Origin of the sequence: Isoptericola variabilis 225 (genome assembly GCF_000215105.1) — a bacterium.
In the GTDB taxonomy this organism is placed as follows: Bacteria; Actinomycetota; Actinomycetes; order Actinomycetales; family Cellulomonadaceae; genus Isoptericola; species Isoptericola variabilis_A.
Genome location: NC_015588.1, coordinates 451,040 through 467,953, shown reverse-complemented (window position 1 = coordinate 467,953; position 16,914 = coordinate 451,040). Strand labels below are relative to the sequence as shown.

Below are 16,914 nucleotides of genomic sequence, written 5' to 3'. Positions count from 1 at the left end.
CCCCCGGTCCTCGGCCGGCGGCCCGCCCTGCTCGTTCTGCTGCGGCGCGTTCTGCGTGCGCCGCTCCTCGCCGTTGCCGTCCCCGCCCGTGCTCCCGCCCGTCGAGGTGTCACCGGTGGAGGTGCCGTCGCCCGAGCCGGGACGGACGCTGGCGTCGTCCGCCTCCGGGTCCTCGGACGGCTAGGGGGCCACGGGAGCGTCGCCGTCCGGGGTCGCCCGCGGGTCGGGGTCGGGCAGCGTGGCCAGCAGGCGGGCCGCGGCGGCGAGCACCCGGTCCGCGCGAGCCTCGTCGAGGTCGCCGGCGGCCCGCGCGCTCTCGGTCGCCGCGACGAGCCGGCGCAGGTCTCGACGCGCCTCGTCGTACCGCTCCGCGGACAACGCGTCCTCGATCGAGGAGTAGACCGCGGCCAGCTCGGGGACCGGCCCGTCGGGCCCGGGCTCGGCGGCGCAGCCGGTCACGAGCAGCGCCGCCGTCCCTGCCGCCGCCAGCAGGCGGCCGAGCGGCCTCATCGGGTCCCCTCGTAGATGGCGTCACGGAGCTCGGTGAGCGGCTGGTGCATCTCGGGAGGCACGCCGCCGGGCACGACCTCGGAGGTCTCCGCCACCGACGGCTCACCGCCACCGACCACGGACAGGACGACGGCGGTCGCGACGGCAGCGGCGCCGGCGAACGCGGCGCCGACCGGGATCGCACGCCGGCGGCGACGGTCCGCGTCCGCGTCCGCGTCCGCGACGAACGGTGGCGACGCCACCGTGGGCACGTCGTCCCGGGTCCGCGCGGCGGTCGTCGCGGTGGCGGGCGACCACCCGGCGTCGTCGGCGTCGGTGAGCTGCTGGAGAGCGGCGGCCGCCTGCGCGGCGGTCGGACGCACCTCGGCGTCGTCGTGCGTCATCGCGGACAGGATCTCCCGCCATCCGGCAGGCAGGTCCTCCGGCACGGCCGGGGGTGCGTGCAGCCGTGCGACCGCGGCCTCGACGGCCGAGCCGGCGTAGGCGCGCTCGCCCGTCAGCGCCTCGAGCAGCACGAGCCCCAACGAGTACACGTCGGCGGGCGGGCCGACGGCCTCGCCGCGCACCTGCTCCGGCGCCAGGTAGGCGGCCGTGCCGATCGTGGTCCCGGTGCGGGTGTGCCGGACGGTGTCGGCGAGCAGCCGGGCGATGCCGAAGTCCGTGAGCAGGGCCCCGCCGTCGGCGCCCAGCAGCACGTTCGCCGGCTTGACGTCGCGGTGCACCACACCCGCCGCGTGCGCGTGGGCCAGTGCCGCGGCGACCTGGGCGCCGAGCCGTGCCACCGCACCGCTCGCGAGCCGGTGCTCGAGCTCCGCGAGGCTGCCGCCGTCGACGAGCTCGAGCACCAGGAAGGGCTGGTCGCCGTCCGCGTCGGCGTCGAGCACGGTGACGATCGAAGGGTGGCTGAGGCGGGCCAGGGTGCGCGCCTCGGCGGTGAAGCGGTCGCGGTCCGACGGGTCCTGGGCGACGTCGCGCAGCACCTTGACGGCGACACGGCGACCCAGGGCCTGGTCGGTCGCCTCGAAGACGTCGGCCATGCCGCCGCGTCCGACGAGCCCCTCCAGCCGGTACCGGCCCCCGAGCAGCGCTCCGTCGCTCACCGTCATGACCACCGCTCGACTCCTTCCGTGGTGCATCGGGCACCACGAAAAAGGTCCCCCGGTTCGCGGTCACTTGCATCCGGCGGGGCGACGGCACGGGGCCGGCGCGGGGTCAGTCACCCTTGACGTTCACGATCTGCCGCAGCGTGTGACGAACCTCGACGAGGTCGGCGGCGTCGGACATCACCTGGTCGATGTCCTTGTACGCGGCGGGGATCTCATCGATGAACGCGTCGGTGTCGCGGTACTCGATGCCCTTCATCGCGTCCCGCAGCTGAGCGCGCGTGAACAGGCGCCGAGCCGCGGACCGCGAGCGGTTGCGCCCCGCGCCGTGCGGGCTGGAGTTGAGCGACTCGCGGTTGCCCTTGCCGACCACGACGTACGACGCCGTCCCCATCGACCCGAGGATCAGCCCCGGGGCGACGCCGACCGCGGCGGGGATGATCGCCCCGAGCGTGGGGATCACGGAGCCGACGGTCGCACCCTTGCCGAGGTGCGCGCCGGGCATCAGTGCGACGTGGGGGTGGACGAACGGCATGCCGGACGTCGTGATCGCCTGCTCGCGGGCCTTCTCGTCGAGGATCGAGGCCCAGCTGAGCAGGCGCGGTGCGAGCTGCTGAGCGGTCATGAGCCGGAAGCCTGCCACCGGCCACGCTCACCGGCACGGGGATGTTCGCGCCGTCGGCTCAGGACGCCGCGGCCGCGACTCTCTCGGACACCGGGTGCCCACCGCGCGCGAACGCCCGCACCGGCCCGGTGACGCTCACGCCCACCCGGTCGCCGGGTGCCGGGAGCGTCACGCCCAGCACGCGCGCCCGCAGCGTGTGCGCCGCGGCGTCGACGAGGTCCAGCTCGACGACGGCGTCGTGCCCGAAGTAGGTCACGCCGCGCACGAGCGCGTCGAGCCGTCCGCTGCCGGCGGGCCCGAGGCTCAGCTGCTCGGGCCGGACCATGACGTCGACCTCGCCGCCCGGGACCGCTCCCTGCACGGGCAGGACGCCGAGCGAGCAGGTCACCCGGTCGCCGTCGGCCGTGCCGGCGAGCACCACGGCCTCGCCGAGGAACTCGGCGACGGCCACGTCCACGGGGTCCCGGTAGACGGCGTCGGGGCTGCCGACCTGACGGAAGCGTCCGCGGGCGAGGATGGCGACCTCGTCGGCGAAGGACAGCGCCTCGTCCTGGTCGTGCGTGACGAGCAGCGCGGTGGCGCCCGTCGCGCGCAGCGCCCTGCCGATCGCCTCGCGCGTCGAGGCGCGCAGGCCCGTGTCCAGCGAGGAGAACGGCTCGTCGAGCAGGACCAGCCCCGGGCGGGGCGCGAGCGCCCGCGCGAGCGCGACGCGCTGCTGCTGGCCCCCCGAGAGCTGGTGCGGGAACCGGTCCGCGACGGCCGCGGGGAGCCCGACGACGTCGAGCAGCTCGAGCACCCGCTCGCGGTGGCGCCGGCGCGGCCGCGGCAGGCCGAACGTGATGTTGCCCGCGACCGACAGGTGCGGGAACAGCCCGCCGTCCTGCCGCACGTACCCGACGCCGCGCCGCTCGGGCGGCACCCAGACGCCGGGACCGGTGACGGTCCGGCCGCCCACGGCCACGGTCCCCGACCACGGCCGCATGAAGCCCGCGATGACCCGCAGCAGCGTCGTCTTGCCGCTCCCGGACGCGCCGAGCACCGCCGTCGTACGGCCCTCGTGCACGGTGAGCGCGACGTCGTCCAGCACCGTCTCGGTGCCGTGGCCGGCCGTCACACCGGACAGCCTCACCTCGCTCATCGCTCCTCCAGGATCTGCCGCCGCAGCAGCAACGTCAGGGGTACGGACATCCCGATCATCATGGCCGCGTACGGGGCGGCCGCGGCGTAGTCGAGCTCGCTGGCCTCGCGCCAGAACGCGAGCGCGAGCGTGTCGGTGCCGGTCGGCGCGAGCAGCAGGGTAGCGGTCAGCTCGGTCGAGACGGCGAGCGCCACCAGCACGAGGCCGGTGAGGACCGACGGCGCGATGAGCGGCAGCACGACGCGCGTGAGCGTGGCCGTGCCGCCGACGCCGAGCGACCGCGACGCCTCCGTGAGCTCGGGCGGGGACGCGGCCAGGCCGGCGCGCAGGGACACCATCGCGCGCGGCAGGAAGAGGATCGCGTAGGCCACCACGACGAGCGCCACCGTCTGGTAGACGGGCCGCGCCCACCGCACGGCGACCGTGACGAGCGCGAGCCCGACGACGACGCCGGGCAGGGCGCTCGCGAGGAACGTCGTGCGCTCGAGCAGGTGGGTCAGGGCCGAGCGGCGGCGGTCGAGCAGCCAGGCGCCGGGCAGCGCGGCGACGACCGCGGCCACCGCACCCAGCGCCGCGAGGCCCAGCGTGCTGCCCGTGACCTGGAGCAGGTCTGCGTCGAGCGAGCCCGCGCCGTCGAGCGACCGCAGAAGCCAGCGTCCTACCGTCGCGAGCGGGACGGCGAGCGAGAGCGCCACGAGGCCGCCGAGGAGCACGAGCGCGGGGGCGGTCCACGCGCCCAGCGGGACCCGCGTCGCACGGCGCTGGGCGCCCGGGCCGATCCGGGCCACGCGCCGTCGGCCCCGCGCGACGGTCTCGAGCACGAGCGCGAGCAGGCACAGCGTGAGCAGCACGGACGCGAGCAGGCTGCCCGAGGCGTCGCTGAACCCGACCGCGTACCGCTGCATGATCGCGGTGGTGAAGGTCTGGAACCGCATCATCTCGAGCACGCCGTACTCGGCCAGCAGGTGCAGCGCCACGAGCAGGGCGCCGCCGCTGAGCGCGGGGCGCAGCCGGGGCAGCACGGTGCGGACGGTCGCGGCGACAGGCCCGGCGCCGAGCGAGCGCGCGGCCTCCTCGTCACCCGGGTCGAGCGTGCGCAGGAGCGCGGCCGCCGGCAGGAAGACGAACGGGAAGTACGCGAGCGTCGTGACGAGCGCCGCCCCGCCGAAGCCGGTGAGCCCCGGCGCCACCGTGACCCACGCGTAGGCGCTGACGAACGCGGGCACCGCGAGGGGCGCGAGCAGCAGGGTGCGCCAGACGCCGGCCGCGGGCAGGGCGGTGCGCTCGACGAGCCAGGCCGCGAGCGTGCCGAGCACCACCGTCGCGGGCACGGTGACCGCGACGAGCAGGCCGGTGTTGCTCAGGAGCCGGCCCACGCGCGGCCGCAGGAGGTAGTCGCGCGTCTCGGCGAACCCGGCCGACAGCGCGTCCGGGACCACGACGAGCAGGGGCAGCACCGTGAGCCCGGCGACCAGGACGGCCGCCAGGGTCGCACCGCTGGTGCCGCTAGAGGATGCCCGCATCCGTCATCAGGTCCACGACGACGTCGGAGTTGAGCGTGAACGGGTCGACGGGCGGGGCGTCGAGGCTCTCGAGCGGCGGCAGCGCGGGGTCGGAGGCGACACCCTCGCCGACCGCGTACTCCATCGAGCCGCTGTCCACGAGGATCTGCTGCCCCTCGGGGCTGGTGACGAACGCGAGGAACTGCTGCGCCTCGTCGGGCATGTCCGACGACGCGAGCACGCCGCCCGCCGACAGGCTCACGAACGCGCCGGGGTCCTCGTTGCCGAAGTAGTGCAGCGCCGTGTTCGCCGAGCCCTCCTTGTCACCGGCCTGGTCGCGGTACCAGTAGTAGTGGTACATGATCCCGACCGGGACCTCGCCGGCGTTGACCGCCTTCATCGTGGCGATGTTGTTCTGGTAGACCTCGGCGTTCTCGGCGAGCGCCTCGAGCCACGCGGCCGTGGTCTCCTCGCCCTGGTCGGCGAGCATGCCGGCGACGATCGCCTGGAAGTCCGCACCGCCGGGCGCGCCGCCCCAGCGCCCGGCCCACGCGTCGTCGGCCAGGTCGAGGATCGACGTCGGCAGCTCGTCCTCGCTGATGAGGTCGGTGTTGTAGACGAGCACGGTCGAGCGGGCCGCGACCGACGTCCACAGGCCCGACGACGGCGCCCGGCCCTCGCCGACCTGCGCCAGGGTCGCGTCGTCGACCGGCGCGAGGAGGCCCTCACGCTCGACGACGGTCATCGCCGGCGAGTTCTCGGTGAGGAAGACGTCGGCCGGCGACGTCTCGCCCTCGGCGACGATCATGTGGCCCATCGAGGAGTCCTGGCCCTCGCGGACCTGCGTCTCGATCCCGGTCCGCTCGGTGAACGCCTCGGCCCACGCCTCGGTGACGTTGCGGTGCTGGGAGGAGTAGATCTGCAGCGCGCCGGGCTTCGGCTCGAAGGTGTCCTCGGCGGCGTCGCCGGAGCCGCCGCACGCGGCGAGCGTCAGGACGACGGGGACGGTGAGCAGGGCGGCACCGAGCTTCGTTCGCACAGGGATGGTCCGTTTCATCAGCGGTTCGGGGGGACGACGGCGTCCTGGAGCCGCCGCACGGGACGGTCGGCCACGCGCCACAGCACGCAGCCGGCCGCGATCGCGACGAGGGTCGCGCCGAGGGCGGTGGGGACGACGTCGAGGATCTGGAACTGGACGAGGTAGACGTACAGGGACGCGGACGCGAGCAGCCTGAGCACCGGCACGGCCCGCGCGGGCAGCCGCACCTCCGGCAGGAGGGTGAGCGCCGCGATGCCCGCGAGGATCGTGGCGTTGCGCACGGGGTCCTCGGGGAAGAAGGTGGCCCCGCCGACGACGGCGACCGCGAGCGTGAGCAGGCGGCGTCGGCGCGTGTCGGCGTGCGCGACGGCGGCGCCGACCGCGAAGAGCCAGAACGTGGTGGGCATGATGCCCCGCAGCACGCCCTCCCCCACGGCGAGGACGACGAACCGCGGCACGAGCGCGAGCGCCGCGACGACGACGGCGACCCGCCACGGGTCACGCCGCCACACGCGGCCCACCGCCGGGACGGCGAGGACCGCGGTGAGCGTGAGCGTGCACGCGACGAGGGCGTCGATGAACCACAGCTCGTTGCGGAAGCCGTAGGTGACGTCGCCCACCAGCCAGTTGGCGAGCACGACGTTCGGCCAGCCGTAGCGCTCGTGCGTGACCATGCCGAACAGGGCGACCGCGATCGTGGGCACCGCGACGCCGACGAGCGTGCGCAGGCTCGCCCGCCACCGGCCGCGTGCGGTGGGCATCGACAGCCCGAAGCGCGCGGCGTTGAAGCCGGCGACCGCGAGCAGCGTGTGCGCGCCGCCCAGGATGCGGAACAGGTCGGCGTGCGAGCCGCAGATGATGACGACGGCGATCGCGCGGAGCAGGACGGAGGTCTCGACCGTCCGCCACCCGGAGCGACGCGGCTCGCGCGCGGCGTCGGGCGACGCCGTCCCGCCGGGCGCCGCGTCCGACGCGCGCCGGGCCCGGCCGAGCTCGACCAGCTCGCCGAGCGGGCGGTGGTGCCAGCCGCGCGGCAGCGGCCCGACGAGCGCCTCGAGCCGCACCGACGCCTGGACGTGGCTCAGCGAGTCGCCGCCGTGCTGCACGAAGCTGCGCTCGAGGTCCACGGCGTCGAGCCCGAGCACGTCCGCCACGGCGTGCGCGACGGTGACCCCGAGCGTCGGGCTGGCGCCGACCGCCTCGGCGGTCCGGGTGCGCGCGTCCTCGCACGCGTCGGGCGAGCCGCCGCGCACGAGCGCGGCGCACCCGAGCCGGTCGACCTTGCCGTTGGACAGGTGCGGGAGCTCGACGACGGCGACCGCGACCGCGGCGGGCCCGAGGCCGGAGGCCTCCCCCGCGACCCGACGGGCACGGGCGGCGGTCTCGACGGTGCTGGTGCCGCTCTCGGGCTCGACCGCGACGGTGAGTCCCTGGTCGTCGCCGCCGACGCACGGCGTGAACCCGGCGGACTCGAGCGCCGCCTCGACCGCCGCGACGTCGATCCGCAGGCCCATGACCTTGACGAAGCCCGACCGGCGTCCGACCAGGCGCAGCAGGCCGTCCGGACCGATCCGGCCCAGGTCGCCCGTCCTCAGCTCGGTGAGCATCGGCCCGAGCGCCAGGTCGTCGGGGTGCTCGGCGTAGCCCATCATCACGCCGGGCCCGCGCACGACGACCTCACCCGCGCCGTCGTGCGCCTCGGGGACCTCGGTGTCGAGGTGGATCGTCGTCCCGGGGACGGGCCGCCCGACAGCGTCGGGGTTGTCCGCGACGAGGCTCGGGTCGAGCACGCTGATGCGCGCGGTCGCCTCCGTCTGCCCGTACATGACCGCGAGCGCGAAGCCCTGCTCGCGCCCGAGCGCGGCGGTGCGGACGACGCGGTCGGGGTGCATGCGGCCGCCCGCCTGGGCGACGAGCCGCAGCGACGGGTGCGGGCGCTCGAGCACGCCCGTCGACTCCATGAGCTCGACCATGTGCGGCACGACGGCGAGGGTCGTCACACCGTGGTCGTCGACGGCGCGCCAGAGCGCGTCGTCCATGATCGAGCCGTCGTGCAGGACGACGGACGCCCCGGCGGCGAGGTGCGAGTGCAGGACGGACAGCCCGAAGCAGTAGTGCAGCGGCAGGCTCGTGATCGCACGGTCGTGCGCGGTGAGGCCCAGCGCCTCGGCGATCGCGGCGGCGTTGCTGGCGACGTTGCGGCGCGAGAGCCGCACGAGCTTGGGCGATCCCGTGCTGCCCGACGTGCTCAGCAGGAGCGCGAGGTCGGGGTGGAGCAGGTGGACCGGCGCGGAGGTGTGGATCGTGAACGGCTCGGCCGGGTCGCCCGTGGCGGTGACGTCAGGGCGGTAGCGGTCGAGGATCGCGGCCGTGCGGTCGTCCTCGGGCGTCACGAGCGCGACGTGGCCGGCCTCGATCGTGGCGAGGTAGGCCAGGACGCCGTCCAGGTCGGGACTCACCGGGAGGTGGACGAGGCGACGGCCGTCGGCCGCGTCCGGGAGGCGCGCGGCGAGGTCGTCGACGGCGGTGCGGAGCTCCTCGTACGACAGCACCTCGCCCGTCGCGGCGATCAGCGCCGGCTGGTCGGCGCGGGCCGGCTCGTCGGGCAGGAGGGTGCCACGGCCCGGGGCGAGGGCCGGGGTGAGGACGCTCATGGTAGGTAAGGCTAACCTGTATAGGCGCTCGTCCCGACCACGTCTCAGAAGCGAGGTGATCACCGTGGCCGTCGAGGTCTGGTGGTCCTCGCTCGTGGCCGCGCGGCACGAGCTCGTGGGACTGCTCGACGCCACCGAGCGCGCCCGCGTCGAGTCGCTCGACCGGCCGGCGGACCGGGGTCGCTCGCTGCTGGGCGCCGCGTTGCTGCGGGTCGCGGCCGGGTCGTGGCTCGACGTCGCGCCCGGCGACGTCGTCGTCGACCGCACCTGCGCCGACTGCGGCGAGCCGCACGGGGCACCGCGGATCCTCCAGCCCGATGCTCCGTGGGTCTCGGTCTCGCACTCGGGCGTGCTGGCGGTCGTGGCGCTGTGCAGCGACGGGCCGGTGGGCGTGGACGTGCAGCGGGTGGCGGAGCTCGACGACCCCGCCGACGGGTCGGCGTGGGCGCGCCGGGAGGCGGCGTTCAAGGCCGGAACGGCCGGACCGCACGCCATCGCGCCGAACGCCGTCGCACCGGACGCCGTCGAGCACGAGCTGCGCTCGCCGCTGGCGGGCTACGCGGCCGCGCTCGTCGCGCCCGCTCCCGCCGGGGAGCCCGTGGTGGTCCACTGGCCGCCGGCGGCGAAGCGTCCGTCGTCGTGAGGACGACGAAGGCCCGGGATCTCGGAGATCCCGGGCCTCGTGTCGGAGCCGCCTGTGGGAATCGAACCCACGACCTATTCATTACGAGTGAATCGCTCTGCCGACTGAGCTAAGGCGGCGTGCTCGCACCTCCAGGGCGCTGCTGCGCACCGGCGAGCGGCCACAACAGTACCTGACACGCGCGCCGGAATCCAAAGCGATCGGCGACCCACCGCCGTCGGCTGCGTCACAGCAGACCCGGCCGGCTGACATGTGACCGGCTCACGTGTTGGTGCTGACCGACCTCGGCACGACGCGGCTGTCCGTGACCACGAACGGCGGCCGCAGGACCTGGCCCTGCGGGCTCATCGCGGTCATGAGGTGAGGGCTGCCGTCGGGCAGCAGGCCGCTGACCGGCGTCAGCCTCGCCTCGGCACCGTCGATCTCGACCAGCAGCAGGTGGCACTGCCCGGACCACGCGGTCGTGCAGGCCGCCTCGAGGTTCTGGGGCGGGTTCTCGCGCAGCTTGCCTCCGGCCCCGGAGATCACGTACGTGCGGCCGTCGACCTCGCTGATCTGGAAGTTGTGCTCGTGGCCCGCGAGCACGAGCCGGACCCCTCCCTTCCCGAACAGGGGGATCAGGTCCTCGCAGATGTCCTCGTCGTTGACGTGGCTGGGCCCGGCGCAGTACGCGGGGTGGTGCGAGAAAGGGATCCGCCAGCGCACGTCGTCGGTCGAGAAGACCTCCTCGAGCCACGCCCGGTGGTGTCCGGTCTGGAAGTGCCGGCGGGCGCCCTCGCTGCTGCTGTCCAGCGAGGTGTCGATCGCGACGAGCTCGACGTCACGGCCGTAGCGCAGCCGGTAGAACAGACCCGGGCCGACCGACGACCGGCCGGCCGTGCTCCTGAAGCGCTGCGTCAGGTGGAAGTTGTCCTCGAGCTGCCTCCCGTCGTCGCTGAGCTCGGTGTCGCCCGTGTCGTGGTTGCCGATCGCCGGGAAGAACGGGACGCGCGCCAGGACGTAGCGGTACGGGGCGTAGTAGCTGGAGTACCAGTCGTCGTCCTCGCCGCCGCTGTGGTCGCCGAGCTCGCCGACCTCGGAGTCGGAGCGGACGCCGACGCCGTAGTCGCCGAGAGCGACGAACCGCAGCCGCGGGGTGGGATCGTCGGGGTGCGGCCAGGTGCGGAACCGGAGGTCGTAGGCCCGGCCCGAGGGCATCAGGTCGTACCCGCCGCGTCGGTCCGGCAGGGTGTCCCACAGCTCTCCGGCGCCCCACTCCTCGCCGTCGACGATCACGCGGTAGACGTACTCGGTGTCCGGCTCGAGACCCTCCACCCACGCCCAGGCGCGTTCCGCCGTCGACACCTGCGCGACCACGGCACCGGACGCGTCCGCGACCTCGACGGTCGAGTCACCGAACGGTTCGGCCTCGGTGCCGATGCAGGTCCGTCGGCCGACGAGCTCCGGCAGGTCGGCGTCCTCGACGATCGCCCACCGTTGGTCGGGGTGGTACCGGACGAAGTAGAAGGCGCCCCAGGTCACGAGCGCGCGGTCGTGGGCGAGGTCGGCGAGCACGACGAAGGGCTCCCGACGGACCTCGTGGGGCTCCGGGTCCTCCGTCGAGGTGCCGGCGACGGCGGCGGGGGGGTGTCGACACCCCACCGAGGCTACGCGCCGGACAGACCCCACGCGGCCTGCGGCCCGCCGGGACGGACGACGTCCCGCCTCGTCAGCAGGTCGTGCCCTCCGCGGGCACCGTGCCCTCGACGAGGTACGCCTCGACCGCGCCCGCGACGCACTCGTTGGAGCGCCCGTAGGCCGTGTGGCCCTCCCCCTCGTAGGTGAGCAGCACGCCCGACTCGAGCGTGTCGGCGAGCCCCTCGGACCACACGTACGGGGTCGCGGGGTCGCCCGTCGTGCCGACGACGAGGATGGGCGGCGCCCCGGCCGCGGAGGCGTCGAACTCCTGCTCGACCTCCGGGTGCGGCCAGTCGGCGCACGCGATGCCGCCGTAGCCGAAGAACGTGCCCACGGTCGGGGCGACCTCCTCGATCTCGGCCACCTGGGCGCGCATGTCCTCGACGTCGGCGGAGCTGCGGTCGTCGAGGCAGCCCACGGCGCGGAAGGCCTCGGACGAGTTGGTGCTGAACGTGCCGTCGGAGTTCCGGTCGTTGTAGAAGTCCGCGAGGTACAGCAGCGTGTCGCCCCGGCCCTGGATGATGGCCTCCTCGAGCGCCTGCGTCAGCACGGGCCAGCTGCCCTCGTCGTAGAGCGTCACGGCGATGCCGTAGAACGCGAGCGTCTGCGTGACCTGGCGGTCCGACGACGTCGGGTACGGCCGCTCGAACGCGTAGTCCAGGACGGCCCGCACCTGCCGCATGCCGTCGTCGACGGACCCGCTGAGCGGGCACGAGCTGCCCGCCTGGCAGTCCGTGACGTACGCGCGCAGCGCGTTCTCGAAGCCGACGGCCTGTCCTTTGGAGACCTCGTCGGCCGACAGCGTGACGTCGATGCCGCCGTCGAGCACGAGGCGGCCGGCCCGCTCGGGGAACAGCCCGGCGTACGTGGCGCCGAGCTGGGTGCCGTAGGAGTAGCCGAGGTAGTGCAGCTGGTCGTCGCCGAGCACGGCGCGCAGCATGTCCATGTCGCGCGCGGCGCTCTGGGTGTCCACGGTCCCGAGGAGCTCGCCCGTGTTCTGGGCGCACGCCTCGGCCCACGCCCGGGCCTCCTCGCGGGCGGCCGCGACGCCCTCGTCGGTCTCGAGGTCGAAGTCCTTGCTCAGCGACTCGTCCTTGCGCGCGTCGTCGAAGCAGCGCACCGGTGTCGAGTCGCCGACGCCGCGCGGGTCGAAGCCCACGATGTCGAACGAGTCCTTGAGCGGGTCGCCGAACATGCCCACGGCGCTGCGCAGGAAGTCGACGCCGGACCCGCCCGGACCACCGGGGTTGACGAGCAGCGAGCCGACCTTCTCGCCCCGCGCCACGACCCGGTTGAGCGCGAGCTCGATGCTGCCCGCGTCGGGGTCGTCCCACGAGAGCGGGGCCGACGCCGTCGCGCACTCGAAGCCCTCACCGCACTCGGTCCACTGCAGGTCCTGGACGTAGTACTCCTCGAACCCCTCGGGCGCACCGGCGGCGGCCGCCGCGGCCGGGTCCCAGCCGGCGGCGCTCTCGACCGGCGTCTGGACCTTCCCCGGGGCGGAGCAGCCGACCAGGAGGGCGGCGACGGCGGTGCCCGCGGCGAGCGCGCGGGCGACGGTCGTGCGGGGGGAGGAGGACGTCACCCGGCCAAACCTACCGGTACCTTCCTGGGTGTCCGCTGCATGCGGGGCACCGGCTCACGATCGCTGCGCGACGTTCACGAGGACGTCACCCACGCCGCCTGCCCGGCCTCGCCGGTGCCCGGGCGCGGGGGCACCTCGACCGTGCCCGCGTCCCCGAGCCGCACGCTCACGGGCCCGTCCGCGTCCGCGCCGTCGGGCATGCCGACGACCGACGTGGTGGGCGCGTAGTCCATCGTGCAGATCGCGTCGGCGGGCGGGGGCACCAGGGTCACGACAAGAGTGCCGGCGTCGTCGGCGGCCTGCGGCTCCGCGGTGGTCGGGCACGACGACGACCCGTACGTGACGACGTAGAGCAGCCCGTCGGCGGGCGCCCACGCCGCGCCGACCGGGCTGTCCGTCGCGCCCGCGACGCCCTCGGGCAGGCCGCGCACGACCACGCCCGGGGCGAGCTCGACGCCCGCCCAGTCGGGGGCGGGCACGACCGGCCCGCCGGGCGCCGTCGGCGTCGGCGAGTCCTGGGGCGGTGTCATGGCGTCCTCCGTGGGTCCGCTGGCCGCACCAGGATCCGTCGGCTGGGCACACCCCGCGAGCGCGAGGGCGACCGCCGCGGCGCCCACGACCGCGCGCACCCGCGCCCGCCCACCGTCGACCGTGCTCATCGCGCCCTCCTGCAGGTGGTCCGTCACCCCGGTAGATGTCGCGAGGTGCGCCCGGCTTGCAGGCGGACGCTCACGCGCGCGGGAACCGCAGCCGCTCGGGCGTCTCGGTCGGCGCCGCCTTGCGCAGGAAGTCGCGGCGCCGGCCCGCGAAGCCGTTCCGGTCGTCGAACAGGTCGCGCGCCATCTCGGCGAGCTCGACCGTGCGGTAGTACGACAGCGGCCGGCCCGCCGCGTCGGCCCCGAGGCCCTCGCGCCGCGCGTCGCCGGACCCGCCCTCGCGCGCCCGCTCCGCGAGCCACGCGGCGAACGCCTCCGGGTCGCGCGGCCCGACCGCGTCCACGAGCCCCAGCTCGCGGGCCCGCGTGGCTCCGACCGGGAGCTTGTCCTGCAGCAGGGCGTCGGCCGTCTCGGCCCCGACGCGCGCGGGCAGCGCCCACGTGTGCAGCTCCGAGCCGTAGATGCCCATGTCGTAGTACGGGTTGAGCACGACGCCGTCCCGCGCGACGACGACGTCGGCGCACAGCGCCGCCATGACGCCGCCCGCGCCCGCGTTCGCGGTGATCGCCGCGACCGTCGTCTGCTCGGCGCGCGCGATCGCCTCGCACAGGTCGTCGATCGCCTGGATGTTGGCCCACGCCTCGGCCGCCGGGTCCTCGGCCGCGTCGATCATGCCGAGGTGGATGCCGTTGGAGAACGTGTGCTCCGTGCCGCGCAGCACGAGCACGCGCGTGTCCTCGGTGAGCGCCTTCTCGACCGCGGCGGCGAGCCGCAGGCACTGCTCGGTGTGCATCGCCCCGTTGTACGAGCGGAAGGTGAGGTAGCCGACGTCGCCGTCGCGCTCGTAGACCGCCTCGGCGAGCTGCTCGGGCGCCTCGCGGTAGGGCGAGCGTCGCTGCGGGTCGAGCACGAGCCGCGCGGGCAGCTTCGGGCCGCGCCGCTCGGCGAGCTCCGCCGCGTAGCCGACCCAGAGCACGCCGTCCCCCGTCGCGAACGCCACCGCGTCGCCGTCGTGGCCGACGACGGCGCCCGGGGTCCCGCCGAGGTCCTGGGCGGTCGCCACGGCGTCGAACAGGCACACGCGCCGCCCGCCGACCGTCGCCGGCGCACCCGGCGCCCCGTCGGCGGCCGCGACCCGGCGCGCGAGGTCGGCGGCGGGCAGCGACCAGTCGAGCTCGAACGCCGCCCGGCGCAGCAGCGGCAGCTCGCCGGTGCCGGCCACCTCGCGGGGCAGGTCGTCGGCCGGCGTCGGGCCCTCCCCCGCCGCGACCTTGCGCAGCACCTCGTCGACGCACCGCATCGCCGCGTCCGCGACGGGGCCGTTGTAGAGCGCGCTCTTGGCGAGGGGCACCGCGGGCATGGCGAACGTCGACGTCGCCCACACCGGGCCGGCGTCCATCTCCTCGACGGCGGACAGGGCGGTGACGCCCCAACGCTCGCGGCCGTCGAGGATCGCGTGGTCGAGCGACGACGGGCCGCGGTCGCCGACCGGGCCCGGGTGCACCACGACCGTGGTCCACCGGCGCCACACCTGCTCGGGCACGCGGTGCTTGAGGAACGGCGCCAGGATGAGATCGGGCGCGATGTCCTCGACCGCCGCCACGAGGTCCTCGGGCGTGGCGAACACGGGCGCGAGCTCGACGCCGACGTCGTGCCCGGCCCCGGTCAGGTGGCACCAGACGCGCTGCGTCAGGCCGTTGAACGCGGAGACCAGCAACAGGATCCTCAAGTCGACTCCCCCTCGTGCGCGGCCGGCGGGGCCCCGGCCGTCGTCGGCGAACATCACACGCCACGCACACCCGTCCTGGCAAACGCCCACCCGGCAGGGGCGGCCGCCCGGCGCGCGTCGTCGCAGGTCAGGTCACCCCTGCGGGCGCAGCGCGATCGTCATCGCCTCGAGCGCCAGCAGCGGCGCGACGTTCCCCTCGAGGCGCTCGCGCGCGACGCCGATCGCGTCCATGCGACGCACCGTCTGCTCGGGCGTCGAGTCCGCGGCCAGGGCCCGCACCGTGGCGGCCTGCTCGGTGTTGACGAGGTCGACGTCGGCGCCGAGCTGGACGACGAGCACGTCCCGGTACAGCGAGAGCAGGTCGACCATCGCCCGGTCGAGGACGTCGCGCTGGTGGCGCGTGGCGCGGCGCTTCTGGTCGTCCTCGAGCTGCTTGAGCTGCGAGCGCAGGCGCGGCGGGAGCGTCTCGCCCTCACCGACCCCGAGGGCCCGCAGGAGCTCGGCCTTCTCGGCGGCGTCGCGCTCGGCCGTCGCGGCCGTCGCCTCGGCCTTGGCCACGTCGACGAGCTCGCCAGCGGCGAGCACGGCGTCGGGCACCCCGCGGATGCGCCGCGCGATCTCCAGCACCGCCGCGCGCCGCTCGCGGGCGGCGGGGTCGCGCGCGAGCCGGCGCGCGAGACCGACGTGGCTCTGCGCGGCGCGCGCGGCCGTGAGCGCGACGTGCGGGTCGACGCCGTCGCGCCGCACGACGAGCTCGGCGACCGCCTCGGCGGGCGGCACCCGCAGCACGACGCCGCGGCAGCGCGAGCGGATCGTCGGCAGCACGTCCTGGGCGCTCGGCGCGCACAGCACCCACACGGTGTGCGGCGGCGGCTCCTCGATCGCCTTGAGCAGCACGTTGGTGGTGCGCTCGGCCATGCGGTCGGCGTCCTCGACGACGATGACGCGGAAGCGGCCCGACGACGGGGTGCGCGACGCGGTGCCGATGAGCTCGCGCACCTCCTCGATCTGGATGACGACCTTCTCGGTCGCCACGACGGTGAGGTCGGGGTGCGTCCCCGCGAGCGTCGTCGTGCACGCGTGGCAGGCGCCGCAGCCGCCCTGGTCGCACTGCAGCGCGGCGGCGAACGCGCGCGCGGCGACGGACCGGCCCGAGCCGGGCGGGCCCGTGAGGAGCCAGGCGTGCGTCATCGCGGCCGGGTCGGTCGCCGCGCGGCTCAGGGTGCGGACGGCGTCCGGCTGGCCGACGACGTCGTCCCACACGCTCATCGCGGCCCCTCCGGCGCGACGGGTCCCGGCCCGGTGTCCGCGTCGGTCACGCGTACGGCCTCCTCGACGACGGGCGTCAGGTCGAGGCGGGCCGCGACGTCGACCCGGATCTGGGCCTGGATGTCGTCCACGCTGCCGGCCGCGTCGATGACGACCCACCGGCCCGGGTCCGCCGCGGCGCGGCGCAGGAACGCCTCGCGCGTGCGCCGGTGGAAGCCGTAACCGGCGCGCTCGAGGCGATCGGGCTCGCCGGTCCGCCGTGCCTCGGCGAGCACCGGGTCGAGGTCGAGCAGGATCGTCACGTCGGGCAGCAGGCCGCGCGTGGCCCACAGCGACAGCCGCTCGACCTCGTCCTCGGCGAGCTCGCGACCGCCCGCCTGGTACGCGACCGACGAGTCGAGGTAGCGGTCCGTCACGACGACGGCGCCCCGCAGGAGCGCGGGCCGCACGACCGTGGCGACGTGGTGGGCGCGGTCGGCCGCGTAGAGCAGCGCCTCCGCCCGCGGGTCGACGTGGTCCCCGTGCTGCACGAGCCGCCGGATCTCCACGCCCAGCTCCGTGCCGCCCGGCTCGCGGGTGACCACGACCTCGCGTCCCGTGACCGCGCCCAGCCACTCGCCCAGCAGGCGCGACTGCGTCGACTTGCCGACGCCGTCGCCGCCCTCGAACGAGACGAAGAACCCGGGTGCGCTGCTCACGGCCCACACACTATCCGCGCCCGCCCACACCCGAGGCGCCTCGTCCCCAGCCCGCCCGGGCGGCGCGGGGGCCGCCCGGGACGCAT

General features: G+C 75.4%; 14 protein-coding genes and 1 tRNA gene. 1 reads left to right on the top strand and 14 read right to left on the bottom strand.

Annotation, left to right across the window (positions count from 1 at the left end; genetic code table 11):
• Positions 1-180 precede the first annotated feature (180 nt).
• The 7 genes from ISOVA_RS02215 to ISOVA_RS02185 all read right to left on the bottom strand — a co-directional run bounded on the left by ISOVA_RS02215 (position 181) and on the right by ISOVA_RS02185 (position 8,571).
• Positions 181-510: a hypothetical protein gene (locus ISOVA_RS02215; RefSeq protein WP_013837631.1), complete on the bottom strand. Its 330-nt coding sequence runs from the start codon at positions 508-510 to the stop codon at positions 181-183.
• Positions 507-1,616 carry a serine/threonine-protein kinase gene (locus ISOVA_RS02210; protein WP_186004560.1) on the bottom strand — a complete coding sequence of 370 codons (1,110 nt, stop codon included), beginning with the start codon at positions 1,614-1,616 and terminating at the stop codon, positions 507-509. The genes ISOVA_RS02215 and ISOVA_RS02210 overlap by 4 nt, the downstream gene beginning before the upstream one ends.
• A 106-nt stretch (positions 1,617-1,722) precedes the next feature.
• Complete coding sequence (locus ISOVA_RS02205) at positions 1,723-2,238, bottom strand: RtcB family protein (RefSeq protein ID WP_081474896.1); 516 nt, start codon at positions 2,236-2,238, stop codon at positions 1,723-1,725.
• A gap of 58 nt (positions 2,239-2,296) precedes the next feature.
• Positions 2,297-3,376: an ABC transporter ATP-binding protein gene (locus ISOVA_RS02200; RefSeq protein ID WP_013837628.1), complete on the bottom strand. Its 1,080-nt coding sequence runs from the start codon at positions 3,374-3,376 to the stop codon at positions 2,297-2,299.
• Positions 3,373-4,899 carry an ABC transporter permease gene (locus ISOVA_RS02195; protein WP_013837627.1) on the bottom strand — a complete coding sequence of 509 codons (1,527 nt, stop codon included), beginning with the start codon at positions 4,897-4,899 and terminating at the stop codon, positions 3,373-3,375. Before ISOVA_RS02195 ends, ISOVA_RS02200 begins: the two co-directional genes overlap by 4 nt.
• Positions 4,883-5,935, bottom strand: coding sequence for an extracellular solute-binding protein (locus ISOVA_RS02190; protein WP_013837626.1), 1,053 nt, complete (start codon positions 5,933-5,935; stop codon positions 4,883-4,885). The genes ISOVA_RS02195 and ISOVA_RS02190 overlap by 17 nt, the downstream gene beginning before the upstream one ends.
• The gene (locus tag ISOVA_RS02185; RefSeq protein ID WP_013837625.1) at positions 5,935-8,571 is read right to left on the bottom strand and encodes an AMP-binding protein; all 2,637 of its coding nucleotides are present in this window, start codon (positions 8,569-8,571) and stop codon (positions 5,935-5,937) included. The genes ISOVA_RS02190 and ISOVA_RS02185 overlap by 1 nt, the downstream gene beginning before the upstream one ends.
• A 64-nt stretch (positions 8,572-8,635) precedes the next feature.
• Here ISOVA_RS02185 and ISOVA_RS15310 point away from each other — a divergent pair, with 64 nt between their 5' ends.
• Entirely contained in the window at positions 8,636-9,214 is a 579-nt protein-coding gene (locus tag ISOVA_RS15310; RefSeq protein ID WP_013837624.1) for a 4'-phosphopantetheinyl transferase family protein, read from the top strand.
• A 46-nt stretch (positions 9,215-9,260) separates the two neighbouring features.
• On the opposite strand, the gene ISOVA_RS02175 is transcribed toward ISOVA_RS15310, so the two are convergent.
• The 7 genes from ISOVA_RS02175 to tmk all read right to left on the bottom strand — a co-directional run bounded on the left by ISOVA_RS02175 (position 9,261) and on the right by tmk (position 16,828).
• Positions 9,261-9,333 (bottom strand) — tRNA-Thr (locus ISOVA_RS02175).
• A gap of 142 nt (positions 9,334-9,475) precedes the next feature.
• Positions 9,476-10,768: a metallophosphoesterase family protein gene (locus ISOVA_RS02170; protein WP_013837623.1), complete on the bottom strand. Its 1,293-nt coding sequence runs from the start codon at positions 10,766-10,768 to the stop codon at positions 9,476-9,478.
• Positions 10,769-10,922: 154 nt separating this feature from the next.
• Entirely contained in the window at positions 10,923-12,476 is a 1,554-nt protein-coding gene (locus ISOVA_RS02165; protein ID WP_013837622.1) for an alpha/beta hydrolase, read from the bottom strand.
• Positions 12,477-12,550: 74 nt separating this feature from the next.
• Entirely contained in the window at positions 12,551-13,135 is a 585-nt protein-coding gene (locus tag ISOVA_RS02160; RefSeq protein ID WP_013837621.1) for a hypothetical protein, read from the bottom strand.
• A gap of 70 nt (positions 13,136-13,205) precedes the next feature.
• Positions 13,206-14,861: an enoyl-CoA hydratase-related protein gene (locus ISOVA_RS02155; RefSeq protein WP_013837620.1), complete on the bottom strand. Its 1,656-nt coding sequence runs from the start codon at positions 14,859-14,861 to the stop codon at positions 13,206-13,208.
• Positions 14,862-14,993: 132 nt separating this feature from the next.
• Positions 14,994-16,130, bottom strand: a complete 1,137-nt coding sequence (locus tag ISOVA_RS02150) for a DNA polymerase III subunit delta' (RefSeq protein ID WP_013837619.1) — start codon at positions 16,128-16,130, stop codon at positions 14,994-14,996.
• Positions 16,127-16,828 (bottom strand): dTMP kinase, encoded by a 702-nt coding sequence (tmk, locus tag ISOVA_RS02145; protein ID WP_143762033.1) that lies wholly within the window; start codon positions 16,826-16,828, stop codon positions 16,127-16,129. The genes ISOVA_RS02150 and tmk overlap by 4 nt, the downstream gene beginning before the upstream one ends.
• Between the last annotated feature and the right edge of the window lie 86 nt (positions 16,829-16,914).

What these genes read in the sequence shown, in the direction of transcription:
- ISOVA_RS02215 (WP_013837631.1), bottom strand. Translation starts at nt 510, where the DNA reads ATGAGGCCGCTCGGCCGCCTGCTGGCGGCGGCAGGGACGGCGGCGCTG.
- ISOVA_RS02210 (WP_186004560.1), bottom strand. Translation starts at nt 1,616, where the DNA reads ATGACGGTGAGCGACGGAGCGCTGCTCGGGGGCCGGTACCGGCTGGAG.
- ISOVA_RS02205 (WP_081474896.1), bottom strand. Translation starts at nt 2,238, where the DNA reads ATGACCGCTCAGCAGCTCGCACCGCGCCTGCTCAGCTGGGCCTCGATC.
- ISOVA_RS02200 (WP_013837628.1), bottom strand. Translation starts at nt 3,376, where the DNA reads ATGAGCGAGGTGAGGCTGTCCGGTGTGACGGCCGGCCACGGCACCGAG.
- ISOVA_RS02195 (WP_013837627.1), bottom strand. Translation starts at nt 4,899, where the DNA reads ATGCGGGCATCCTCTAGCGGCACCAGCGGTGCGACCCTGGCGGCCGTC.
- ISOVA_RS02190 (WP_013837626.1), bottom strand. Translation starts at nt 5,935, where the DNA reads ATGAAACGGACCATCCCTGTGCGAACGAAGCTCGGTGCCGCCCTGCTC.
- ISOVA_RS02185 (WP_013837625.1), bottom strand. Translation starts at nt 8,571, where the DNA reads ATGAGCGTCCTCACCCCGGCCCTCGCCCCGGGCCGTGGCACCCTCCTG.
- ISOVA_RS02160 (WP_013837621.1), bottom strand. Translation starts at nt 13,135, where the DNA reads ATGAGCACGGTCGACGGTGGGCGGGCGCGGGTGCGCGCGGTCGTGGGC.
- ISOVA_RS02150 (WP_013837619.1), bottom strand. Translation starts at nt 16,130, where the DNA reads ATGAGCGTGTGGGACGACGTCGTCGGCCAGCCGGACGCCGTCCGCACC.